The 24,138-nt window shown below is 66.3% G+C and carries 18 protein-coding genes; 11 read left to right on the top strand and 7 right to left on the bottom strand.

Annotated elements, in window-relative coordinates:
• Positions 1-95: 95 nt before the first annotated feature.
• From IGS61_RS17485 to IGS61_RS17470, 4 genes are all read left to right on the top strand, one after another.
• Positions 96-1,583, top strand: a complete 1,488-nt coding sequence (locus IGS61_RS17485; RefSeq protein ID WP_230540837.1) for an NYN domain-containing protein — start codon at positions 96-98, stop codon at positions 1,581-1,583.
• A 136-nt stretch (positions 1,584-1,719) separates the two neighbouring features.
• Complete coding sequence (trhA, locus tag IGS61_RS17480; RefSeq protein ID WP_070222989.1) at positions 1,720-2,337, top strand: PAQR family membrane homeostasis protein TrhA; 618 nt, start codon at positions 1,720-1,722, stop codon at positions 2,335-2,337.
• A gap of 91 nt (positions 2,338-2,428) precedes the next feature.
• Complete coding sequence (locus tag IGS61_RS17475; RefSeq protein ID WP_230540836.1) at positions 2,429-3,310, top strand: LysR family transcriptional regulator; 882 nt, start codon at positions 2,429-2,431, stop codon at positions 3,308-3,310.
• Between the two features lie 23 nt (positions 3,311-3,333).
• Positions 3,334-3,558: a hypothetical protein gene (locus IGS61_RS17470; protein WP_230540835.1), complete on the top strand. Its 225-nt coding sequence runs from the start codon at positions 3,334-3,336 to the stop codon at positions 3,556-3,558.
• A gap of 17 nt (positions 3,559-3,575) precedes the next feature.
• Here the strand turns inward: IGS61_RS17470 and IGS61_RS17465 are convergent, their stop codons facing one another.
• Together IGS61_RS17465 and IGS61_RS17460 are read right to left on the bottom strand one after the other, a co-directional pair.
• Positions 3,576-6,461 (bottom strand): bifunctional diguanylate cyclase/phosphodiesterase, encoded by a 2,886-nt coding sequence (locus IGS61_RS17465; RefSeq protein WP_230540834.1) that lies wholly within the window; start codon positions 6,459-6,461, stop codon positions 3,576-3,578.
• Between the two features lie 153 nt (positions 6,462-6,614).
• The gene (locus tag IGS61_RS17460) at positions 6,615-7,385 is read right to left on the bottom strand and encodes a transferase spermidine synthase (RefSeq protein WP_230540833.1); all 771 of its coding nucleotides are present in this window, start codon (positions 7,383-7,385) and stop codon (positions 6,615-6,617) included.
• 152 nt (positions 7,386-7,537) lie between these two features.
• Between IGS61_RS17460 and IGS61_RS17455 the strand changes: the two genes are divergently transcribed.
• Positions 7,538-7,813: a hypothetical protein gene (locus IGS61_RS17455; protein ID WP_230540832.1), complete on the top strand. Its 276-nt coding sequence runs from the start codon at positions 7,538-7,540 to the stop codon at positions 7,811-7,813.
• A gap of 37 nt (positions 7,814-7,850) precedes the next feature.
• Positions 7,851-9,002, top strand: coding sequence for a GGDEF domain-containing protein (locus tag IGS61_RS17450; RefSeq protein WP_230540831.1), 1,152 nt, complete (start codon positions 7,851-7,853; stop codon positions 9,000-9,002).
• A 19-nt stretch (positions 9,003-9,021) separates the two neighbouring features.
• Here IGS61_RS17450 and IGS61_RS17445 read toward each other — a convergent pair whose 3' ends face one another.
• A complete protein-coding gene (locus IGS61_RS17445) occupies positions 9,022-9,381 on the bottom strand; it encodes a hypothetical protein (RefSeq protein ID WP_230540830.1) in 360 nt (119 codons plus the stop codon).
• A gap of 293 nt (positions 9,382-9,674) precedes the next feature.
• Between IGS61_RS17445 and IGS61_RS17440 the strand changes: the two genes are divergently transcribed.
• From IGS61_RS17440 to fdhD, 4 genes are all read left to right on the top strand, one after another.
• Positions 9,675-10,757, top strand: coding sequence for a calcium:proton antiporter (locus IGS61_RS17440; protein WP_230540829.1), 1,083 nt, complete (start codon positions 9,675-9,677; stop codon positions 10,755-10,757).
• Between the two features lie 165 nt (positions 10,758-10,922).
• The gene (locus IGS61_RS17435) at positions 10,923-12,380 is read left to right on the top strand and encodes a Ppx/GppA phosphatase family protein (RefSeq protein WP_230540828.1); all 1,458 of its coding nucleotides are present in this window, start codon (positions 10,923-10,925) and stop codon (positions 12,378-12,380) included.
• Between the two features lie 95 nt (positions 12,381-12,475).
• Positions 12,476-13,168, top strand: a complete 693-nt coding sequence (locus IGS61_RS17430; RefSeq protein ID WP_268993928.1) for a hypothetical protein — start codon at positions 12,476-12,478, stop codon at positions 13,166-13,168.
• 67 nt (positions 13,169-13,235) lie between these two features.
• Positions 13,236-14,063 carry a formate dehydrogenase accessory sulfurtransferase FdhD gene (fdhD, locus tag IGS61_RS17425; protein WP_230540827.1) on the top strand — a complete coding sequence of 276 codons (828 nt, stop codon included), beginning with the start codon at positions 13,236-13,238 and terminating at the stop codon, positions 14,061-14,063.
• Here the strand turns inward: fdhD and IGS61_RS17420 are convergent.
• Positions 14,060-16,363, bottom strand: coding sequence for an FdhF/YdeP family oxidoreductase (locus IGS61_RS17420; RefSeq protein ID WP_230540826.1), 2,304 nt, complete (start codon positions 16,361-16,363; stop codon positions 14,060-14,062). The two genes, fdhD and IGS61_RS17420, sit on opposite strands and share 4 nt — an antisense overlap.
• 144 nt (positions 16,364-16,507) lie before the next feature.
• Here IGS61_RS17420 and IGS61_RS17415 point away from each other — a divergent pair, with 144 nt between their 5' ends.
• The gene (locus IGS61_RS17415; RefSeq protein WP_046683713.1) at positions 16,508-17,269 is read left to right on the top strand and encodes a GNAT family N-acetyltransferase; all 762 of its coding nucleotides are present in this window, start codon (positions 16,508-16,510) and stop codon (positions 17,267-17,269) included.
• On the opposite strand, the gene IGS61_RS17410 is transcribed toward IGS61_RS17415, so the two are convergent.
• The 3 genes from IGS61_RS17410 to IGS61_RS17400 all read right to left on the bottom strand — a co-directional run bounded on the left by IGS61_RS17410 (position 17,202) and on the right by IGS61_RS17400 (position 24,105).
• Positions 17,202-22,661, bottom strand: coding sequence for a CHAT domain-containing protein (locus IGS61_RS17410; RefSeq protein WP_230540825.1), 5,460 nt, complete (start codon positions 22,659-22,661; stop codon positions 17,202-17,204). The genes IGS61_RS17415 and IGS61_RS17410 overlap by 68 nt on opposite strands.
• 282 nt (positions 22,662-22,943) lie before the next feature.
• On the bottom strand, positions 22,944-23,231 hold the full coding sequence (locus IGS61_RS17405; RefSeq protein ID WP_034786045.1) for a hypothetical protein: 288 nt from the start codon (positions 23,229-23,231) through the stop codon (positions 22,944-22,946).
• Positions 23,232-23,412: 181 nt separating this feature from the next.
• Entirely contained in the window at positions 23,413-24,105 is a 693-nt protein-coding gene (locus IGS61_RS17400) for an ABC transporter ATP-binding protein (protein ID WP_230540824.1), read from the bottom strand.
• Positions 24,106-24,138: the final 33 nt, after the last annotated feature.

The following is a 24,138-nucleotide window of genomic DNA, read 5'->3' as shown; positions in this document are numbered from 1 at the left end:
GTTGTCGCCGAAACGGGGGATGGGCGAATATACTAGGGGAAAAGGGAGGCGTTGCGCTTCCCGTCCGCCCTTATCATCAGCGAGAATTCACCCTTATGGCGTCATCCCCAGAAAACCTCAGCATGGCCGTGTTTTGCGACTTCGAGAACGTCGCGCTCGGCGTGCGAGATGCAAATTACGAAAAATTCGATATCAAGCCCATCCTCGAACGCTTGCTGCTCAAGGGCAGTATTGTTGTCAAGAAGGCATATTGCGACTGGGACCGTTATAAAAGTTTCAAGGGCACCATGCATGAGGCGAACTTCGAACTGATCGAAATTCCCCACGTGCGCCAGTCCGGCAAGAATTCGGCCGACATCCGCCTCGTCGTCGATGCACTGGACCTGTGCTACACCAAGGCCCACGTGAACACCTTCGTCATCATCAGCGGCGATTCCGATTTCTCGCCGCTGGTGTCGAAACTGCGCGAAAACGCCAAGCAGGTGATCGGCGTGGGCGTCAAGCAGTCGACCTCCGACCTGCTGGTGGCGAACTGCGACGAATTCATTTTCTACGATGACCTGGTGCGCGAGAGCCGCCGCACGGCCGCCAAGCGCGACGCGCGCGACACGCCTGCGCCTAAGCGTTCGGCCGACGAAGAAGTGCGCCGCAAGGAAAAATACGAGTCGCGCAAGACGGAAGCGATCGAAATGGCCGTCGAAACGTTCGACGCGCTGGTGTCCGAGCGGGGCGACAGCGGCAAGATCTGGGCTTCGATGCTGAAGGAAGCGATCAAGCGCCGCAAGCCGGACTTCAGCGAGTCCTACTACGGTTTCCGCACCTTCGGCAACCTGCTGGAAGAAGCGCAGACGCGCGGCTTGCTGGAATTTGGCCGCGACGAAAAATCGGGCGCCTATGTCTACCGCAGCAGCGGCCTGGTGCCTGTCGCTGCGCCCGTGAACGGGGAAGTCGCCAGTGAAGTCATCGCCAGCGGCGAAGCCGGCGCGACGGCGGAAGAGGGCAATCACCGCGAAGGCGGCAGCCGCCGCGATTCGCGCCGCAATGGCCGTGGTGGCCGCAAGCAGAACGAGCAACGCCGCGGCGAGTCCGCGCCACAGGCTTTCGTGCCGGTGGCCGACGCCGAAACAACCGTCATCGAGCAGTATGCGCCGGCGCCGCAGCCGGAAGTGGTGCACGAAGTGGCCGAAGCCGCAGTCGAGGTGGTGGCGGAAGACGGCAACGCCAAGCGCGGTTCGCGCCGCAATGGCCGTGGCGGCCGCAAGAATGGCGATGGCGTCCGCGAAGCGCGTGCCGAAGTGGCCGAAGTGGCGCCAGCGCCCGAACCGGTGCCTGAGCCGGTAGCCGAAGTGATCGTGGAAGCCGCCGCCGAAGCGAAGCCGAAGGCCAAGCCCCGCACGCCGGCGCGCAAGACTGCAGCGGCGAAAAAGCCGGCCAGGAAGGCGGCCGATACCGTGGCGGAAGCGGCGCCTGTGATTGAGGCGGCGCCGGTGGAAGCGGCCGTCGTGGCGGAAGACAAGCCTGCCAAGGCCCCGCGCAAGACCCCGGCACGCCGTCCCGCGCGCAAGAAGGCGGAAGCTGCCTGATAGTTTGAGCAGGAACAAGCGGGGCGGCAATCGCATGCGCCCCGGCTTTTCCTGTGCCTGCCTTGCGCAAACCGCGCACCCCGATCTCCCCAAGCGTGTAGGATGAGCCTGTTTTTAACGCAGCGGGCGGTCAAGCATGTACCACGGTGAACGGTTCAACAGCATTTCCCATACGGTGGGCGCCGCGCTGGCGGCCATCGGCGGCGTCATCCTGATCGTCGCGGCGGCCCGCACGGGCGACCCCTGGAAAATCGTCAGCTGCAGCGTGTATGCGGCCATGCTGCTGACCCTGTACCTCACTTCCACCCTGTATCACAGCGTGCGCGGCAAGGCCAAGGCCGTGCTGCAGCGGCTCGACCATTGCGCCATCTACCTGCTCATCGCGGGCACCTACACGCCCTTCATGCTGGTGACCCTGCGCGGGCCGTGGGGCTGGTCGCTGTTCGGCGTCGTCTGGGGCCTCGCGCTGTTTGGCATCGTGCAGGAATATGTGTACGCGAAAGGCGCGCGCATCCTGTCGCTGGTGATTTACGTGGCCATGGGCTGGCTCATCGTCATCGGCATCAAGCCGCTGCTGGCGGCGCTCGAGTGGAACGGCTTCCTGTGGCTGGTGGCGGGCGGGCTGTGCTACACGGGCGGCATCGCTTTCTACGCCACCGACCACAAGCTGCGCCATGGCCACGGCATCTGGCATTTGTTCGTGCTGGCCGGCAGCAGCTGCCATTTTATCGCCATTTTGTTCTACGTTGCCTGACGTTGCCTGCAGCCGTCACTGTTGCCGTGATTCCATTATAATGGCGCGATATGTGAAAATAGCGCAACAATGCGGCAATAATAAGGCAACAATGGATATCAATTCGGACGACCTGAAAATCTTCGTCACCGTCATCGACAGCGGCACCCTGAGCGCGGCCGCCGTGCACCTGGGACAAACCACCTCGGGCGTCAGCCGCGCCCTGTCGCGGCTGGAAGACAAGCTGGCCACGTCGCTGCTGACGCGCACCACGCGGCGCATGGAGCTGACGGAAGAGGGACAGCTGTTCCTGGACAAGGCGCGCGCCATCCTCGCCTCGATGGAAGACGTGGAAGAGTCGATCCGCATCCGCCGCCAGAAGCCGGCCGGGCGGCTGTCCGTCGATGCCGCCTCGCCCTTCATGCTTCATTGCGTGGTGCCGCACGTGGCCGAGTTTCGCGCCATGTACCCGGACATCCGCCTGGAGCTGACCAGCAACGACCAGATCGCCGACCTGCTCGAGCACCGCACCGATATCGCCATCCGCATCGGCGCGCTGGTCGATTCGACCCTGCATGCGCGCGCCCTGACTGCCAGCCCGCTGCACGTGCTGGCCACGCCCGCCTACCTGGCACGCCACGGCGAACCGGCCACGCCGGAAGCGCTGTCCGGCCACGCGCTGCTGGGCTTTGCCCAGTACGACCTGGGCAACAACTGGCCGCTGCGCCACGCAGCGGGCAACAGCCTGCAGATCGTGCCCGCGCTGGCCGCCTCCAGCGGCGAAACCCTGCGCCAGCTGGCCCTGCACGACCAGGGCATCGTCTGCCTGTCCGACTTCATGACGCGTGACGACATCGCCGCCGGCCGCCTGGTGAAAGTGCTGCAGCCATTCTACACGGGCTACCGCCAGCAGATCCACGCCGTCTACTACCGCAATACGCAGCTGGCGCAGCGCATCAGCTGCTTCCTCGAATTCCTGCAACAGAAGCTGTAGGTGCGGGCATGAAGGAGAAGAGCATGGAGTGTCCCACCTGCGGCGAATACGGCGACCTGATTCTTGCGAAAGTCAGAAGGACGGGGCAGGAGGTGGTGGTTTGCACCGAATGCGACAATCTGTGGGCCGAGCCGGGCAGCGCGCCCGACATCGACGCCAGCGAGGGCGTGGCGGAGTTTCTGGCGGCAGCCGGTCTCGCTGACGACTGGAAGGAACTGGAGCTGCTCGCCAAGCTGCCGGCCGGTTAGCCTGCGCGCACGCCCCGTCAGGCCGCGGCGTTCACTTCCTTCGTTTCTGCCCGCAGCAGCTGTTCCACTTCATGCGCCGGCAGAGGCCGGCTGAAATAATAGCCTTGCGCCTCGTCGCAACCGTGGCTGCGCAGATAATCGAGCTGCTCCGCCGTTTCCACGCCTTCGGCCACCACGCGCAGTTTCAGATTGTGCGCCAGCGCGATGATGGAGACGACGATGGCCGCGTCGTCCGCGTCGCGCGCCACGTCGTTGATGAAGCTGCGGTCGATCTTCAGCACGTCGATGGGGAAGGTGCGCAGGTAGGCGAAGCTGGAATAACCGGTGCCGAAATCGTCGATCGACAGCTGCACTCCCAGCGCCTTCATGTCGTGCAGCTGGCTCACGGCCAGCGCCACATCGTGCATGAACAGGCTTTCCGTCAATTCCAGTTCCAGGCAGGCCGGCGCCAGGCCCGTTTCCAGCAGCACTGCGGCGATCGATGCCACCAGATTCGGCTCGTTGAACTGGCGCGCCGACAGGTTCACGGCCAGGCGCAGATTGTCCAGCCCCGCCATATGCCAGGCCTTGACCTGGGCGCACGCTTCGCGCATGACCCAGGCGCCGATCGGCACGATCAGGCCCGTATCCTCGGCCAGCGCGATGAAGCGGTTCGGCGCCACCATGCCCAGGTCCGGATGCTGCCAGCGCAGCAGCGCCTCCACGCCGACGATGCGCCCGCTGGCCAGGTCCAGCTGCGGCTGGTAATGCAGCACGAACTGTTCGCGTTCGAGGGCGTTGCGCAGCGCCGTCTCGATGCGCAGGCGCTCCAGGGTGGCCTGGTTCATGGCCGTCGTGTAGAACTTGATGTTGTTGCGGCCCTGTTTCTTGGCGCAGTACATGGCGATGTCGGCCTGCTCGATCAGGTTCTGCGTTTCGCCATTCAGGGTCACGTCGCCGGGGGCGTCGTAGCGCGACATGTCGTAGACGGCCACGCCGATGCTGCAGGTGACGAAGAACTCCTTGCCATCTAACAGTACCGGCTGGGCCACGGCATCCATCACGCGCTGCACGATGGCGGCGCTGAGGGTTTCATCGGCCTGTTCGCACAGGATGGCGACGAATTCGTCGCCGGACAGGCGCGCCACCGTATCGGTTTCGCGCAGGCTGGCCTGCAGGCGCGTGGCGATGGTTTTCAGCAGCAGATCGCCGGCCTTGTGGCCCAGGCTGTCGTTGACGAACTTGAAGCGGTCGAGGTCGATCAACAGCACCCACAGCGCGCGGTTCTTGCGGCGCGACAGGGCCATCGCTTGCGCCAGGCGGTCGCGCAGCAGGGCGCGGTTGGGCAAGCCCGTCAGCACGTCGTGATGGGCGATGTGCTGGATTTGCTGCTCGGCTAGCTTGCGTTCCGTGATTTCGGACCCCGTGCCCCGGTAGCCGCGAAACTCGCCCAGTTCGTTGAACAGCGGTTCGCCATTGACGCTGAACCAGCGCAGCTGGCCATTGCGGTCCTGCATCGCGTATTCGAGGTTGGAAAAGGGCAGGTGGGCTTCCAGGTTGGCGATATGCTGCTTGCCCCAGCGCGAATTGCGCATCTCCGGGTTGTTGTCCCAGCGCGTCATGCCGATGAAGCGTTCCAGCGGCATGTTCGACTTGTCCGTGAAACCGCTGGTGATGTGGGTGAAGCAGAAGTTGGCGTCCTGTTCCCAGTACCAGTCCGAGGACAGGGCCAGCAGGCGGCGGAAGCGCTTTTCGCTTTCCTGCAAGGCGCGCTCGGTGCGCTGGCGCGCCCGAACGTCGGCGCTGAGCAGCTCATTGCTGCGTTTGAGGTCGGCCGTGCGCTGCTCCACCAGCAGTTGCACGCGGCGCGAGCGCTGCGTCAGCGACTGCACGAAGGCGGCCGTCAGCATGCTGAACAGCAAACCCATGATCAGGGTGAACAGCGAACCCAGGTGGTCGGCCAGGAAGGGGCGCGGATGGGCCACCACGCGCACATGCCACGGCCGGCCGGCGGAAACGAAGGCCCGGTCGTAATGGCTGTGGTAGGCAAATTGCAGCCAGCGTGGCAGCGATTCCCAGGCGCCGCCCGCTTCGACAGCAGGCGCCTGGCCATGCCGGAAGATCAATTGGCGCGGGTCGGCGCCGGCGTCGGCATAGACGCTCAGTTCGAGCTGCGGGTCGCCCAGCAAGTCGGCGCCGGCGAGGATTTTCTGCACCAGTTCCCCGGCGCGCACGATGACCGCCGTATCGCCGATCAGCGCCGCGCGCCGCTGCGGTACCGTCTGCAGGGGCACGCCGTGGCGGTACACGGGACGTACGATGACGAAGCCCTGCTGCGGTCCCTGCGCCAGGGCCAGCAGGCCGGTGGCGGTGGTCTGGCCGCTGATGATCGCCTGTTCCAGCGCACGCGCCAGCACGCCGTTCGGGCTGACGTTCAGGCCGAAGGCGGGGCGGTTGCCCTGCAGGGGCTCGAGGTAGTCCACCACCAGGTAGCTGGCGCGCGTCGTCGCGGGCACGATGACGCCGTCGCGCATTTCCGTCATGGCGTAATCGGGCACGATGCGCCGTAGCCCGGCCTCGAAGGCGTCGCGCTGGGCATGCGGCACGATACGGTGGAAATTGAAGGCCTGGATGAACGGGTGGCGCTGCAGCAGCGGCGTGGTGAAGGCATGGAACTGCTCGCGCGTGACGGGCACGACGGCGGAAAACAGCTGGTTCGTCGTCGTCAGCACCTCGACCGCGTCGTCGAGTCCCTGCTCGATGGCGGCCACCCTGGCACCGGCGCGCTGCTGCAGGCTCAGGCCCATCTTGTCGTATTCGAGCTGGCTGATGGCGGCGAACAGCACGGCCGTCACGCTGACGCCGCAGGCGAAGGTCAGCGCGGCCGCGGCGGAAATCGACAATGGCAGGCGGCCACGCAGCATGGGTTTTCCTATCTCACTTCATGGACACAATTGCTCGGCAGCACCTGCGGGCCCGCGCAGGCCGTAGTTTGTCATAAACCACATCCATCATGCGAATTTTGCACCAGATCGCTGCTAATAAGCAACAATATCTATGGCCATGGCGGACGACTATCAGTTGTCGGGTGCGCCTGATTGCCGGCGCAAGCGCCACAACTGCCATGCCGGCAGCCAGCGGTTCAGGAACGCCAGGCCGCATACCCGGCGCCAGCGCACCAGCCGCACCATGCGCACGGCGCGGCCCGCCCCGAGCTTGTCCGGTCTGGCGGCGAAGAGGATGCGGTTGTTGCCGGCGATGCCGTCGAACTGGCACACGGCGCCGCGGAAGGTCAGCATCAGGCGTTCCAGCATGGCGGGGTAGTGCTCGTCATAACTGAACAGGTTGGCCACCAGCACGCCGCCGGGCAACAGGGCGCGCAGGCAGTCCGCATAGAAGCGCGCGCTGCCCAGGGCCGGCGGCAGGCCCGTTTCATCATAGCCGTCGAGCAGCAGCACGTCGGCGCAGCCCGGATGCTGGCGGATATAGCTGACGGCATCCGTTTCGATGATGCGCAGGCGCGCGTCGTCGGGCGGCAGCATGAATTGCTCGCGCAGGGCGATCACGTCGGCGCGCAGTTCCAGCACCGTGATGCGCGTGTCGGGCAGGTGCCGGTGGCAGAATTTCAGCAGCGAGCCGCCGCCCAGGCCCACCATCAGGATGTGGCGCGGACGCGGCACGAACAGGGTAAAGCACATCATGGCGCGCGCATAGCGCAGCAGCAGATGGTCGGGGCGCGACAGCAGCATTTCGCTCTGGATCATGCCTGGCTGGAATTCCAGCCGGCGCCGGTCGCCGCAGGTATGCACCTGCGGGGCGAGTGGGGTGGTGCTTCTGTTTTCCGGCATGGGACGACTTCGCTGAGTGGACAGGGGGAGATGCTTTGTTGCATTCAGAGAAATCTGATAAGCTCCCGTGAGCATACCCGATTAATCCGCGCCGAGCATGCGTAACGGTACGCGGCGGCACGGCCGCGCAGTCGGGCACCATGGAGACAAGCATGTTTTTGGATCACCCCATCATTACGGCGACGAACAGTTTTACCGAACCTGACCGCATCGAGCGGCTGACGCGCGTGTATGGTTACGCGGCGGCGCTGGCCGACCAGGCCGAAAATTTCGGCTTCATTGAAAAAGTGGCGCAAATCCACGATCACAAGGGCACCCTCATCGTGTTCTGGCATGAAGTTCCCAGCGAAGTGGAAAAGCAGTATTTCGTGCAGGCCTGGGCCAGCAAGGTCGGCGACGGCAGCACCAATGTCGAACACGAAATCTGACCCGGCGCGGCGCGCCAGCGCGGCGATACTGTAAGCCATGGATATCAAGACCCTGGTACTGGCCCTGGCGCTCGGCAACCTGAGCCTGTGCGCGGCCCTGTTCTTCTTCGAGTACGAGCGCAAGAAGTCGCTCAGCATGTCCACCTGGGCGGTGGCCAAGCAATGCCAGGCCGTGGCCTGGTGTTTGCTGTATTTTCGCGGCGTGCTGCCCGATTTCCTCTCCATCCTGCTCGGCAACAGCCTGCTGTTTGCCGGCATGGCGCTGGACGCGGGCGCGCTGTGGCAGGCGGCCGGACGCAGCGGCTGGCGCCGCTACATATTGCCGGCGCTGGGCGCGGCGATCGGCCTGTTTGCCGCCTGCTACCTGTTCGACGTGGCGCCATTGCTGCGCAGCGCCGGCGGTTCGCTGATCGTGGCCGGCTTTTTCCTCGCTGGCGTGGCGGCGCTGTGCCTGAAATGGCGCGAGGCGAGCATGCTGCGCCGCTTCCTCGTCGTCAGCATGGGCCTGCTGTCGCTGCTGATCGCGGCGCGCGGCGTGCTCGCCGCCGCCGTCCCGGCTTTTGACGCGGAGCTGCTGCAGCTGGCCGGTTTTGGCGCCCTGTACCTGATGATGCTGACGAACGCCTTCGGCTATCTGCTGCTGTCGCGTGAAAAACTGGGCGGCGAACTGGCGCGCCTGGAAGTGCTGGACGCGGCCACGGGCGTGCCGAACCGGCGCGGTTTTTACCAGGCGCTGGCGCCGTGGATGGCGCTGGCGCGCCGGCCCGGCTTGCCGACGGCGCTGGTGGTGCTCAATATCGACCATTTCAAGCGCGTCAACGACAGCTATGGCCATCCGGTGGGCGATGCGGTGCTTAAAACCATCGTCGACACGTGCCGCCAGCAGCTGCGCGACAGCGACCTGATGGGCCGCCTGGGCGGCGCCGAATTCGCCATCCAATTGCCGCGCACGAGCCTGGCCGATGCACTGATGGTGGCCGAGCGCATCCGCGCCGCCGTCGAGGCGCTGCCCGTCAAGACGGAGCGCGCCGTGCTGCAGCTGACGGCCAGCCTGGGTGTGACCACCATCCGCGCCGAAGACAGCACCGTCAGCCTGTTCAAGCGGGCCGACGAGGCGCTGCAGGCGGCCAAGCAGGCGGGCCGCAACAGGGTGGTGGAGGCGCAGGGCGCCAGCACCCTCGATATATAAACCGGACTAATAAACCGGATTATTTCTTGCGCGAGCCCAGCCAGCTCGGTTCCTTGCCGCACTCCTTGGGCAGGAACAGGGCGTCCAGGCCGGGATCGCAGCGCCGGTCCGGCGCCTTCATCGGCTCGACGGTGAGCCATTCGCTCTTGGGCAGTATCTTTTCTTCGCGTGGCGCCACGGGCGGCGCGGGCGGCAGGCTGTCCTGCCAGCGTGCCTCTGCGGCGGGCGCGGGCGGGGTGGCCCAGTTTGCATCCACCTGCGCTGCCTGCGTTGGCGGCGCAGGCGGCGTGTCCGCTTGCGCGGCGGCGCACAGCAGGCTGCTAGCGAAGATGGCTAATACGGTGACGGTGCGCGTGGCTGCGCTGCTTGCTCGTTTCATGGTGTGTCCTTGGTCGGTGGCGGGAGGGCCTGCCCTGCAGTATGACGGATTCAGGAAGTAAAAAGACAAGAAAATTGCAACGGCATGTTACCAAAGGGACTATAGTTACCGATAGCAAGCAGGTGCACTGTGGCAAGGTGATTGAAAGGCGACCCAGGCGCGGGCGCCGGCACCCGGACATGTGCATTCCCTAACATTCATTTAAGCTAAGCAAGTTATGCTGTGGGGTGCACGCTCGGCCCCTCTTGTCGTCCGCACCGCAGTTCCCCTTTCTTACTCTTGCCAGGCCCATAATGAAAATGCTCAAATCCCTGCCTGTATGGCCGCTTGCCGCCCCGCTTGCCGGCTGGCTGTTCCTGTTCGGTTCCACCTTCAATGTCGGCGGCTACTACCAGATCCTGCTGGTCGCTGGCCTGATCGGCAGCGTGCTGGCCGCCGTGTACCACGCGGAAGTGGTGGCGCACCGCATCGGCGAACCGTATGGCACCCTGGTGCTGGCGCTGGCCGTGACCCTGATCGAGGTGGCGCTGATCGTCTCGCTGATGCTGGCCGGCGGACCGGAAACGACGGGCCTGGCGCGCGACACCGTGTTTGCCGCCATCATGATCATTTTGAACGGCATCGTCGGCATCTGCCTGTTGCTGGGCGCCGGGCGCCACCGCGAGCAGACCTTCGGCCTGCTGGGCGTGAGCGCCTCGCTGGCCACCCTGGCCGCCATCGCGATTCTGACCTTGGTGCTGCCGAACTACACGTCGAGCGCCGCCGGCCCCTTCTACAATTCCAGCCAGCTCATTTTCATCGCCGTCATCTCGCTGGTCTTGTACGGCACCTTCGTGCTGGTGCAGACGGTGCGCCACCGCGACTACTTCCTGCCCAAGGAAGCCGTCGGCGACGAAGAGGTGCATGCGGCGCCGCCCACGCCCACAGTCGCCTGGGTCAGCGCCGGCGCGCTGCTGGTGTGCCTGGGGGCCGTGGTGCTGCTGGCCAAGTCGCTGGCGCCCGCGCTGGAGACGGCGATTGCCGCCATGGGCGCGCCGAAAACCCTGGTCGGCATCGTCATCGCCGCCATCGTGCTGCTGCCCGAAGGCCTGGCCGCCGTGCGCGCCGCACGCGCGAACCGTCTGCAAACGAGCTTGAACCTGGCGCTCGGCTCCGCGCTGGCCAGCATCGGCCTGACGATACCCGCCGTGGTGGTCGTGTCGCTGGCCACGGGCCTGACGATTACCCTGGGACTCGATATCAAATCGACAGTGCTGCTGCTGCTGTCGCTGATGGTGGCCACCCTGTCGCTGGGCACGGGCCGCACCACGGTCATGCAGGGCACGGTGCACCTGGTGATTTTCGCCGTTTATTTATTTACCACCATCGTGCCGTAAGCGCCACGGCTGGCCGCCGTTTTGTCACAATCCTGTCACGCCGCTGTCATACGATGAGGGTAGTGTGGTAGGATTTTTAAATCGTTTAAATGATTTATATAGTTTAGCAACTGATTTTGCCAACTTTTTTCAGTTGGTGCAGCAATGACAAGACAAGAGGCCAGTATGTATGCAGCGGTGGACCTGGGGTCCAACAGTTTTCGTTTACACGTCGGCAAGCATGATGGCGACACCATCCGCGTGGTCAAGAGCGTGCGCGACCCGATACGCCTGGCCGCTGGCCTGGACGCCAATGGCGACCTGACCGAGGCGGCCATGCAGGGCGCGCTGGCCTGCCTGCAGCGCTTTCGCGCCATCCTGGCAGGTTTCGAGCTTGAAGCCGTGCGCGTGGTGGCCACGTCGGCCATGCGCGTGGCGCGCAACGGCGCCGTCTTCCTGCCGCTGGCAGAGCAAGCCATCGGCTACCCGATCGAAATCATCTCGGGCGAGGAAGAGGGGCGCCTGATCTACATGGGCGTGGCCAATGCGCTGGCCATTCCCGGCGAACGCCGCCTGGTGATGGATATCGGCGGCGGTTCGACCGAACTGATACTGGGGCGCGGCAACGATATCGAGCGCGTGGAGTCGTTCAGCCTGGGCACGGTCAAGCAAAGCCTGTCGTTCTTCATCGGCGGGCGCATCGACGCGCCGTCGTTCGAGGCGGCCATCCTGTCGGCGCGCAGCCATTTCGAGGATGCCGCGCCGCCGTACCACCCGCAGCACTGGAAGACGGCCTACGGCTCTTCCGGCACCATCCGCACCATCGCCGACATCATCGCCCGCAACAAGCTTGGCGACGGCTTGCTCACCAGCGCCAGCCTCGATGCGCTGGCGCGCCGCTTCATCGAACTCGGTCACACCAGCCGCATCGACATGCCCGGCCTGCGCCCCGACCGCGCCAGCACCATCGTCGGCGGCCTGGCCATCTTGATCGGCCTGTTCCGCGAACTGGCGATTCCCGCCATGACGCCGATCGAGGCGGGCCTGCGCATGGGCGTGATGTGGGATTTGTACCTGCGCTCGACCAAGCGCGACCGCCGCGAACAGTCGGTGCAGGGCTGCATGGAGAAGTTCCATATCGACCAGCAGCGCGCCGGCCGGGTGGCGCAGCAGGCGCTGGCCCTGTACGCACAGCTCAAGCCCACGTCCGACGCCCTGGTGAAAAGCCTGCGCTGGAGCAGCCTGCTGCACGAAGTGGGGCTGGCCGTGTCGCAGACGGGCTACCACAAGCACGCGTCCTACATCGTGGAAAACGCGGACTTGCCCGGCTTTACCACGCGCGAACAGAAGACCATGAGCCGCTTGATCCTGGCGCAGAAGGGCAACCTGCGCAAGATCGGCGAAGTGCTGTCCGACCCAGATTTCGCCAAGGCCGTGCTGGCGCTGCGCCTGTCGATTTTGCTCATGCACGCGCGCATCGAGGCCGATTTCAGCGAACTGCGCCTGCGCATGAAGAGCCGCATCGAGCTCGACATCAAGCGCGGCTGGGTGGCGCACCATCCCACCGTGTCGTTCTGGATCGAGAAGGAGCAGGAATTCTGGGACGAGGTCGGGGTCGATTTCACCATCCGCGCCAGCGCGTGAGAGGGTGTCTGTCGTGCGCATGGTTTGATGTGCAGCAAGCAAGATTTCAAAAAACAGTATATATTGTTTATATTATTGATTAGATTGGAAAATCCATGACCAAAACCGTTCCAGTGAAAAAGGCCGACAGCGCGCCCGTATCGATGTTCCCCACCAGCGCATCGATCAATGCGGCAGCGGCCAAGGCCGCACCGGCCAGCAAACCTGCCGCCAAACCTGCGGCGAAGGCGGCCGCCAAGCCGGTGGCCAAAGCCGCCGTCAAGCCAGTGGCTGCCAAACCCGCAGCAGCCAAGCCGGCAGCAGCGAAGCCTGTTGCCGCCAAGCCTGCCGTAGCCAAGGCGCCAGCCGCCAAGCCGGCGGCCAAGGCCGTCGTTGCCAAACCCGTTGCCAAGCCTGCCGCCAAAGCTGTCGCCAAGCCAGCCGCGAAAGCCGCTGTCAAGCCAGTTGCCACAGCCGCCAAGCCGGTAGCGAAAGCCACGGTCAAACCGGCGGCCAAAGCTGCTGCCAAGCCCGCCGCCGTGAAAAAGGCGCCAGCCGCCAAGGTCGCCGCCGTCAAGGAAAAAGCCCGCAAGCCGAAACTGGTGCGCGACAGCTTCACTATGCCGGAAGCGGAATACGAGGTATTGGGCCAGGTCAAGAAAGCCTGCCTGAAAGCCGGTTTCGAGATCAAGAAAAGCGAATTGCTGCGCATCGGCGTGGCGTTGATCAGCCAGATCGACCTGGCCACGCTGCAAAACGTGCTGGCCGGCTTGCCGCAGCTGAAAACGGGCCGTCCGAAGAAGGATTGATGGCGCGGGCAGGGGCCGCCCCCGCTTGCCCATTCTGGTTTACCATGGGGCCTGTGATAGTTCCCCCATGGTTGCCATGTCAGAAGATACCAATACCGAACGCGCCGGCTTCGTCGAGCGTTCCATCGTCCGCCACCAGGCGGGCCAGTCCACCGATGCCATCGACCACGTCGCCGAGGAAATCCCCGTCGCGCTGGTCTTCAATGGCATTTCCCACGTCGTCATGATGGCCACGCCGCGCGACCTGGAAGCATTCGCGTATGGTTTCGCGCTGACGGAAGGCGTGGTGGCATCGGCTGCCGCCATCTTCGATTGCGAAGTGTTCCTGCGTTCCGACTCCGCCGAAGTGGCCTTGACCATCGCGCAAGAGGATTTCATGCGCCTGAAGGATCGGCGGCGCCAGCTGACGGGCCGCACGGGTTGCGGCGTGTGCGGCATCGACAGCATCGACATGCTCGACTTGCAGCCTGCGGCGCTGCCGCCGTCCCTGATCCGCGTCGACTTGCCGGCCGCGCTGGCGCGAGCCTCCGCGGGCTTGCGCGAACGCCAGGCGCTGATGCGGGAAACGGGCGGCGTGCACGCTGCCGCGTGGTGCGCGCCAGACGGCGACATTGTGCACGTGTTCGAGGATGTCGGCCGGCATAACGGCCTCGACAAGCTGATCGGCCACCTCGCGCTGAACGGCGCCGACATGCGGCGCGGCTTCGTCTTCCTGTCCAGCCGCGGCAGCTATGAGCTGGCGCGCAAGGCGGCGCGCATGCAGATTCCGCTGCTGGCGACGATTTCCGCCCCCAGTTCGCTGGCCATTTCCATCGCCGCGCAGGCGGGCATGAAGCTGGTGGGCTTCTGCCGCCAGGATGCGTACGTGGACTACACGCCCGGCATCAGCATCTAAGCGGCAGAACGCTGCAGCAGCACCGGCACGGATTTCGACGTGGGCGTGCCGGCGCCGTCGGCCGTGCTGGCCAGCGGCACCAGCGCATTCGTTTCGGGGTAATACGCGCCCAGGCAGCCGCGCGGGATGTCGTAGGCGACCAGGCGGAAACCGTCGGCGCGGCGCGCCACGCCGTCGTCCCAGGCGCTAATCATATCGATCATGTCGCCATCCTTAAAACCCAGCATGGCGATATCGGCCGCATTCGCGAAGACGACCTTGCGCGTGCCGTACACGCCCCGGTAGCGGTCGTCCATGCCGTAGATGGTGGTGTTGTACTGGTCGTGCGAGCGCGTGCTCATCAACACCATCAGGCGTTCGCCATGGCGCGCGCGGGCGCGGTGCAGCGGCGTATCGAGGTCCAGCGGGGCGACGAGGAAGCTGGCCTTGCCGCTGGCCGTCTTCCACACGCGTTCGCGCGAAGCCACCGTCAAATGAAAACCGCCCGGCTGCGCCACCCTGGCGTTGTAGTCGTAAAAATCGTCAAACACCTTTTCGATATCGTCGCGGATGCGCGCATAGTCGGCCGCATACGCGCGCCAGTCCACCAGGGCGCTGCCCACCGTTGCTTCGGCCATGCCGGCCACGATGGCCACTTCCGAGCGCAGCTGCGGCGAGGCGGGCGCATTGCGGCCGTACGAGATATGCACCATGCTCATCGAGTCTTCCACCGTCACGCCCTGCGCCACGCCGTGCTGCAGGTCGATCTCCGTGCGGCCCAGGGTGGGCAGCAGCAGGGCTTCCTTGCCGATGACCAGGTGGCTGCGATTGAGCTTGGTGGCCACCTGCACCGTCAGCGCGCACTGGCGCAGCGCGGCAAAGGTCAATGGCGTATCGGGCGTGGCGGCGGCGAAATTGCCGCCCAGCGCGATGAAGACCTTGACGTCGCCGCGCCGCATGGCTTCGATGGTGGCCACCACGTCGTGGCCGTGCGCGCGCGGCGGCTCGAATCCGTACACCTGGCCCAGGCGGTCGAGGAAGGCGTTTGTGGGCTTTTCCTCGATGCCCACCGTGCGGTCGCCCTGCACGTTGGAATGGCCGCGCACGGGGCATAATCCGGCGCCCGGCTTGCCGATCTGGCCGCGCAACATCATCAGGTTCGACAGCATGCGGATGGCCGCCACGCTGTGCTTGTGCTGCGTCAAACCCATGCCCCAGGTGGCGATGATGCGCTTGCCCTTGACGACAATGTCCGTCAATGCCTCGATCTGCGCGCGCGCCACGCCCGACTCCCGCAGCAGCAGTTCCCAGCTTTCTGCACGCAGGTCGTCGCGGAAGGCGTCGAAGCCGCTGCAGTGCTCAAGAATGAAAGCGTGGTCGATGACGGCCTGCGCGCCAGCCGCCTGCGCCGCGTCGTCATGCTCGACGACGCGCTTGGCGACGGCCTTGATCAGGGCGAAATCTCCGCCCAGTGTCGGTTGCACGAACAGGCCGGCCAGGCGCGTGCTGCCCAGGGTCGCCATTTCCAGCGCGCTTTGCGGGTCCATGAAGCGCTGCAAGCCCCGCTCGCGCAGGGGATTGATGGAAACGATGCTGCCGCCGCGGCGCGCGCACTCGCGCAACTCGCCCAGCATGCGCGGATGGTTGGTGGCGGGATTCTGGCCGAAAATCAGGATGGTGTCGGCCAGTTCGAAGTCGGCCAGGGTCACCGTGCCCTTGCCGATGCCCACGGTGGCCGGCAAGCCGCGGCTGGTCGCCTCGTGGCACATGTTGGAGCAGTCGGGGAAGTTGTTCGTGCCGTACAGGCGCGCCATCAGCTGGTACAAAAAGGCCGCCTCGTTGCTGGCGCGTCCCGAGGTATAGAACGCAGCCTGGTTCGGGTCGGGCAGGGCGCGCAGGTGGCGTCCCACGAGGGCGCAGGCGTCTTCCCAGGCGATGGGCACGTAGCGGTCGCTGGCGGCGTCGTAGACCATCGGTTCGGTCAGGCGGCCGTATTGTTCCAGCGCGTAGTCCGATTGTTCCAGCAGCTGCGTGACGGTGTGGCTGGCAAACAGCTCCGGGCCGGCGCGGCGGCTGGTCGCTTCGGCGGCGACGGCCTTGGCGCCGTTTTCGCAAAACGCGAACGTGGCAGCGTGGTTGCGGTCGGGCCAGGCGCAGCCGGGGCAATCGAAGCCGTCCGGCTGGTTTTGCGCCAGCAGCGCCTTCAGGTTCCCGGGCGCGACCCGCTCCTGGCGCAGGCTGATGGCCATGTGTTTCAGGGAGTCCCAGCCGGCGGCAGGCTTGGTATAGGGGGTGATGCGGGGCGCTTCGTGATCGTCCATCGTGGCTTTCCGGAAGGGGAGTGTGGTAATTATGCACGATCCCCGCATGGCATTGACTTGCGTCATGGAAATGACATTCGGCTGTCATTTTCCTGACATATTAGGCAAGTACGCTGGAGTCGTCTTGATCACAGGGATGAAACCATGCAAAACATAATCGCATCAAACGAAGCCAAGGCCCGGCCGGTCCAACTGGTGCTGAGCCAGGCCACTACAGCGGCGGAATTGCGCGAAGTCCAGCGTTTGCGTTACAAGGTGTTTATCGAGACCATGGGCCTGACGTCGCTGGCGAATGCCGATGGCCTCGACAGCGATGAATTCGACGCGCATTGCGACCACCTGATCGTGCGCGACGCCGATACCCTGAAAGTGGTGGGCACCTACCGCGTGCTGAGCGCGGCCAAGGCAGCCAAGATCGGCCGCCTGTATTCGGAAAACGAGTTCGACCTGAGCCGCCTGAAGAACCTGCGCGGCCGCATGGTCGAAGCGGGCCGCGCCTGCATCCACCCGAAATACCGCGGCGGCAGCGTGATCATGCTGCTGTGGTCGGGCCTGGCCGAGTACATGCGCCGCGAGCGCTGCGACTACCTGGTCGGCTGCGCCAGCATCAGCCTGGCCGATGGCGGCCATAACGCCGTCGCCGTGTACCAGGCGCTGGCCGAAAAGCACATGGCCCCAAGCGAGTACCGCGTCACGCCGCACCTGCCTTTCCCCATCCATCAGGTGGAAGCGGCGCACAAGCCGCAAGTGCCGCCGCTGATCAAGGGCTATCTGCGTTCGGGCGCCTGGATTTGCGGCGAACCGGCCTGGGATCCTGACTTCGAAAGCGCCGACATGTTCATGATGATGCCGCTGGCGAATCTGGACGAGCGCTATGCGCGCCATTACGGGGTGGTGCCTGGCTAAGAGCGGGCAGTGAAGCCTGCAGCTGGCCAGCCAGCGCCTGCACGGCGCTGCGCAAGCCGGTGTCCGCGCCGCCGGGCGGCAGCAGTTCGAGCAGGAAGCGCAACGGCGCCGTGATCGCCTCGGGTTCGCCGATGCTGCCGTGGCGCCGCACGGCGTCGTGATATAGCGCCAGGAAAGCGGCGCGCGCCGGCGCGTCGAGGGGCTGGCCGTCCGGCACCTGCCACAGGGCCGCCAGCAGGGCGGCGCGCACGGGGGCGCCGGCGTCGATGGCGCGGTGTTCGTCCGCGTGGCGCTGGCGCGCATAGGCGATGGCGTCGTGCAGCAGGTCGCCCAGCTGCGGATCGAGGGCGCGCCAGGGGCCGCCGTCGCCGTGGGATTTCAGCAGCAGGGCGCCCGCCAGCACCTGGAAAATCAGGTCGCAGTCGGCCACGCCGCTGCGCCGCCGCGCTTCTTCCAGCGCGGCCAGGCAGGCGTCCGTCATGGCGCGCAGGGCCGGCGCGCCGGAGCTTCCTTCGCCGCAGGCCAGGCGCCCCTGCAAGGCCCAGTAGCGCCCCAGCAGGGCCAGGCGCTGCGCCGTGGGCGCCAGCGCCACCAGCAGGTCGATATGCTGTTTTCCGTCCTGCAGCAGCTGGCGTCCCTGTACCGGATCGGGCACGGCCGGCACCTCGATGCCGGCGCCCGCATCAAGGCCGCACAGGGCCGCGCCCTGGCGTATCTCCAGTTCCGCCCAGTGCGCCAGCGCGCGCAGGCCCACCTTGCCGTCGGCCGCGCTATGCGCCGCCCGATAGTGCTCGATGGCGCGCAGTGTATTGTCCAGGCCTCCCAGGCCGGCCCGCGTGGCGGCCATGTTTTCGCGGATGTCGGCGCAGCCGAAGAAGCGCGCGCGCACGGCTTCCTCGATGCTGGCCAGCTTTTCCTCGATGGCGGCGCGGCGCGCCGCATCGGCGCCCGCCAGGCGCGCGTGCAGGGTTTCCAGGTCGGCCAGCAAATGGCCGTGGTAGTGGTAGTCGGGCGCCTGCCAGGGCCGGCTCTGGGTGTTCGGAAAGCGGTAGCGGTCGTCGCCGTAGGCCTGGTAGGCGCCCCAGGTGTTCGACGCGGGGAACCGCAGATACGCCGCCTCGCGCGCCAGGCGCACGGCGTCGCCGAAGTACTCGCCGCTCAGCATGGCGTGATAAAAACTGTGCGCGAAGATGCTGGCCGCCTCGTCGTCGATGCGCCAGCCGGCCGCGATCACCGCTTGCGAGCCCATTTCGATGAAGGCCGTGGCCAGGCTGGCGGCCAGTTTCGACCATGGCGCGATGGCGTCCGCGCGCATGTCGCCCAGGTGGCAGCAATTGATGAAGACGAATTGCGGCACGCGCTTCAATTTGCCCACCTGCGCCGCCGTCAGCCGCGTCTTCGGTCCCAGCACCAGGCCCGTATGGGCGATGCCGGGGCCGGCCACTTCGCCATGGCCGGCCAGGTGGATGGCGAAATAGCGCTCGTCGAACAGGTGCACCAGCACGCGCTGCGCCTGCGGGCGCAGCAGCTCGCGCACCTGGTAGCCGTACGCGCCGAACATGCGCGCCACGTCCTGCGCCTCGGCCTGCGCGGCGGGCAGCTCGGGCAGGCCGGAATCGGTGTCGCCGATCACCAGCACGCTGTTGCTGGGCGGGCTGACGGCCGGCGGCTGCTCGCGCAGGCTGGCCAGCTGGCGCACCATGCCGATGCGCGTCGACAGGGGGCTTTCCTCGCTGCCCGCCTCGTCGCGCATCAGTTCCCACGGGTAGATGGCGGCGCTCTGGTCGACGGCCAGGATCAGGCCGCGCATCTCGGGGATGGCCGCCTTCAGGCCGTTGGGCAGCATCAGTTCGTACAGGGCGCGCGACAATCCCGGCTGGTCGGTGGTGTTGTCGGTGGCATCCATGATCAGGCCATCGACGGCTTGCCGCTGGTTCGGCTCTTCATCGACGCTGTTGTGGGCGCGGTCCGTCAGCACCGTGAAGCGCAGGGCGCCCGAGAGATCCGCGGCGACGATCTGCACGCGGCGCCAGCCATTGTCGCCGCTCAGGCTGGGCAGGATGCGCCGGTAGCCGCCGGGGCTGTGGCGGATGCGCCGCTCGAACGAGAAGCTGCCCTGGTAGCGCGCCTCGGCCATGATCTGCTCGATGGCCACGGCGGCGGCGATGGCGCGCGCCTCGGACTGTTCATAGATGGCGATGTGGCCGATGCGGCAGGCCATGCCCGCGTCTTCCAGGCGCCGGTTGGCGCTGCGCGCGCCGTCGATCAGGGCGCGCGCGCACAGGGCGATGCTCAAGCCGCCGTAGCCGGAACCGGACAGCAGGCTGGCCACGCGCAAGCCGTGTTCGCCCATCGGCGGCGCGGCCACGTGGCCGGCGGCGCGCACCTGCAGGCAGACGCACGCGTATTCGAGCAGGCCGCCGGCAAAGGCGCGCGCCAGTTCGCCAGGCGTCAGCTCGCCCAGCGCGCCCAGGCCGATGACGATGGCGCCGCCGGGCCGGCGCGCCGCATCGGGCTGCAGCACCACCAGGGCGGAGTCGGGGCGCTGCGGGAAGCGCCCCAGCGCGTGGATTTCCTGCAGCTTGCCGGCCAGCAGGCGGTCGAGAAAGCTCATGCTGCCGCGCAGCGATTCGGACGCGTAGCAGCCGCTCATGACGGGCGCATCGGCCGAGGCCATGCTGCCGTGGATGACGGATAGGCTCAGCTGCGGCGCGCGGCTTTCCGGCGCGCTGGCGGGGCCGGCGGCGCCGATGGCCGCGTCGAGCAATTCCTGCGGCTGCGGGTACAGCGGCCTGGCCTCGGGGACGTAGGGATGGAAGCGGGGCGGAACGCCGCCAGGCGCGTGCGGCGGCTGCCGGGACAGGGCTGCCGCCTGGCCGCCCTCGAGCAGCTGCGCGATGGCCGGGTAGTATTCCTTTTGCAGCAGCAGGTCGCCATGCGCCACGGGCAGGTAGCACGCTTCCACGCCGGCCGGCACGGCGCCTTGCCAGGCGGTGCGGCCATCGCCATCCAGCGACCACGCCGTCTCGATGCCGCCGTCGCGCAGGCGCAGCGCCACCGGCGTGTCGGCGCAGCCGGCCAGGTAGCTGCAATGGCGGGCGTCGAGCGGGGCCGCTTCCAGCAGGGCCACGGTGGCGCGCGCGGCGGCCAGCGCTGGCGCTTCGGGCGCCTGCCAGCCGCCGGGCAGGCCCGCTTGCGCGTCGCCGGCCGCCAGCTGCGCCCAGGCGCCGGCGTCGAAATAGTCGATGCCGCCCGCCTGCGGCCACGGCAGCATGTCGAGCACGCCGGGAAAGGCGCGCACGAAGCCGAGAAACTGGCGCCGCGTGTGCTTCCAGCCGATCCAGCAGGCCAGCATCTGCACCAGCCGGTCGCGTCCCAGCAGCACTTGCACCATCGCCTGCGTGCCCCGGTTGGCCGTGCCCACCTGCAGCAACCGGCTGCCGGGCAGGGCGCCGAAGCGCTGCCAGCGGTCCTTCAGGGCCAGGCGCGCCACCAGCCCGCCCATGCCGTGGGCGACGATGCGCAAGGGCTGGCCGCGCTCTCCGGCGTCGCGCATGGCTTCATCGAGCACGGGCAGGAAGGCGCTGCTGGAGTGCTGCAGCGACAGGCGCCAGTCATAGGTAAAGGGCCGCACTTCCTGGCTTTGCGCGAGAAAGCGGGCAAACGGCTCATAGCAGGACTCGAGCCAGCCGGCGCTGACGATGTGCGGCTGGCCCACTGCCAGGCGTTCGATGCGTCCTTCGACCAGGTTGACGGGGTCGAACCAGATGCGGTTGCTGCCCACTTGCAGATGGCTGCCCAGCATGTCGGGCAGCAGCAGCGCGATGGGCGCGTGCGCGCGCCGTTTCGGCACTTCGCCGCCGCGTCCCAGCGGGCCATGTTCCATGCCGCTCAGCGGCTGGTAGGCAGTCTCGTCGCCCGTGAGCGCCTGTACGGCGGCCAGGCTCGAAGGCGCGCGCTCGAAGTAGTTCAGGTGGTGCGTCCGCGGCCCGCGCAGCAGCAGTTGCCGCACGGGCGTGCTGCGCGTGGCGCCGCCGGCCATCGAGGCGCAATTGACGACCAGGTCGTTCTGCCCGCCGTACAGCTGTTCGCCGAGACAGTCGCCCAGCCACCCCAGCAGGCCCTCGCCGCTGCACGCGCCGGCCAGCACATGCAGCGGACTGGCCACGCGCACGTCGGGCGCATTGAGCAGCGCCACCAGGGGCGAGTCGGGCATCATCGCTTCCAGGCCCGGCAGGATGCGCGCGTCGCAGCGCTGCTGCACCACGGCCAGCAGAAAGGCGGCGGCGCCATCGGGGGCATCGTCCTGCAGCAGGTTGAACATCACGCTGGCCCAGCGGTCCAGCCGGCCCGACATCAGGGTCGTGCCGCGCGTCGGGCATGCCACGCGCACGAAGCGGGTAATGCGGATGGCGCGCGTTTTCAGCTCCACGCCCAGTGCGCGCAGGCGCGCCGCATCCCCGTCGTGGCCGCCGCGTCCGCCCAGCCGCGCCTGCGCCGTGAAGTGCTCGATATCGTGGCTGTTGAAGGCTTCGCCGCCCACCGTGTTTTCGCTCAGGCGCTCCAGGCCGTCGCCCGCCAGGTCGACGGCGCCGCGGCTGTCGATGCGCTGCGCCCGCGCCAGCAATTCTCCCACCAGGCCGCCGCGCGAATGCGTCAGCAGGTGCAGCACGGCGCCGTGCGGCAACTGGCGCACGAGGGCCAGCGCGTTGTCGATGGGGCTTTCGCTGAGGCTGCGGTGCTCATAGCCATAGATGCGGTTGCCGTACTGTGCCGCCAGCTGCGGCGCCAGGCCGTTGCGCCACAGGCCGCCAAAGCTGCGCTGGGTCGATGACGCCGTGCCGTGCAATAGCAGCAGCACCGGTTCCGGCCCGGCGGGCAGGCTGGCGACGGCCGTCATGCTGCCCGCCTCGATGCCGCAGCGGTACAGGCCCAGCCGCTGTTCCAGCTGGCGGTCCTGAAAGGTACCCGCCGCCGCCAGCGCCGTCATGGCGGCAGCGCCGCAGCGGTACACGCGCACGGCCCGCAGCATCCAGGCGCCCAGGCCGTCGCGGCTGGCGCCGGGCGGCTGGCACGCCGCCTGCGGGCGCAAGGCCAGTCCCACTTCGATGCTGGCGGGCGCGCCGTCGCGTGCCGCCGTGGCCGGCCCCAGGTAGCGTGGCAGGTCCAGGCTGCTTGCCAGCAAGGAACTGCCGTCGCACAGCAGCAGCTGCACCACGTCGGCCGGGCCGATATCGAGGGCGATGCGGCAGCTGCCGATGCCGCGCGCGCTCGACAGCACATGGGTCTCGGCATGCCAGCCGGGCGCGGCGGGGCAGTCGCCGGCGCCGGCGAGGGGATCGCGCGTGAGCGTCAGGCGCAGCACGGGCGGCGCAAGAGGGTCGCTGGACATGCGGTTGAGAAAACTGGTTAAAAGCTGACCTTGATGCCTGCGGCGACTATGCGTGTTGTGTCAGATCAAGTTTGAGTGGAAATGCTGGCGATCGGGAGGGCGGGGCAGGGAGGGGGTGCTGCTGGAGCGGGAAGGCAGAGAAACGGTCAGCATGGTTTGGGCTGGGTCTCTTCGCTATCGTGCCCGGATGCGGTGCGGTGAGCGAACTACGCGAATTTCATGGCAAAAGTTCATGGCGCCGGGGACCTGGGTGCCTGGCATGGCATGACAACAGCGGGTGGTTCAATGGACTGGCGTGGCGGACAGTTCCTTCAGTTCGCGGATGGTGATGTCCGATTTTTCATGCATGCGCAATAAAATCGTTGCACCGACCGACAGTTTGCCGTGACGAATCTTGCTGATGATGGGGGGCTGGACCTCGAGAACTCGGCACAGTTCCGCATCATTTTTCAGGTTCATCTTCTCGATCAGGGTATCGAGCAGCTTGTTGGGCACAAAACTCGATGGTTCGAGCGCGCGCGCCCGGTTCATCGCTTCAATCATTTCCAGCTTCTTTTGCCGAACGTTCATTTACTCCTCCTTCAGGTTATGCAAGGGACGAGACCACTTTACGTGGTCCCGGCTATAGTTCGTCATCGCAGTACGGCTGTCCGGGTGACGTAGTACACCATTTGCGTTACAACATTGATAACCATGCAAGTGTTTTCAATAATACTACGATAACAAAACTTGTGACAGATGGTCAGTTAAATTAACTGATTGTTTGATCAATTTGGTTGACGATTGTTGTATTTTGTAAGCCGCTTTTCGTCAGGATCATGGTTCTGTCCGCCATTTCGGCGGCGGCCAGCGAATGCGTGACCATGATCGCGCAACTGCCGTTGGCCTTGATTTCGGCGCGCAGCAATTGCAGGATGCTGTGCGCCGTGTCCGGATCGAGGTTGCCGGTCGGCTCATCGGCCAGCACCAGCGCCGGCTTGTGCACGAGCGCGCGGGCAATGGCCACGCGCTGCATTTCGCCGCCCGACAATTGCTGCGGAAAGTCGCCGCCGCGTCCGCCCAGGCCGACCGCTTCGAGCATGCTGGCGGCACGCTCCTGGGGCAGTCCGTTGAGCAGCAGCGGCAGGGCCACGTTTTGCAGCAGGGTCAGGTGCGGCAAGACGTGGAAGGCCTGGAAGATAAAGCCCATGCGGGCGCGACGCAGCCGGGTGGCGGCGGCGTCATCGAGGCTGGACATGGCAATGCCGTCCACCAGGATAGGGTGCGCTTCGGCACCCGCATCGGGCGTATCGAGGCCGGCGATCAGGTTCAGCAAGGTCGACTTGCCCACGCCCGAATCGCCCATGATGGCGATGAATTCCCCCGCCTTGAAGCGGCAGGAAAGATTGGCCAGCACGGGACGGGCATTGGCATAGGACTTCGACAGATGGCGCAATTCGAGCATGGTGATCTTGATTAATAACGGCTATCGTAAAGG

It is taken from the genome of Janthinobacterium sp. FW305-129 (assembly GCF_020858115.1).
Taxonomy (GTDB): domain Bacteria; phylum Pseudomonadota; class Gammaproteobacteria; order Burkholderiales; family Burkholderiaceae_D; genus Janthinobacterium.
This window is presented reverse-complemented; position numbering and strand designations above follow the sequence as displayed.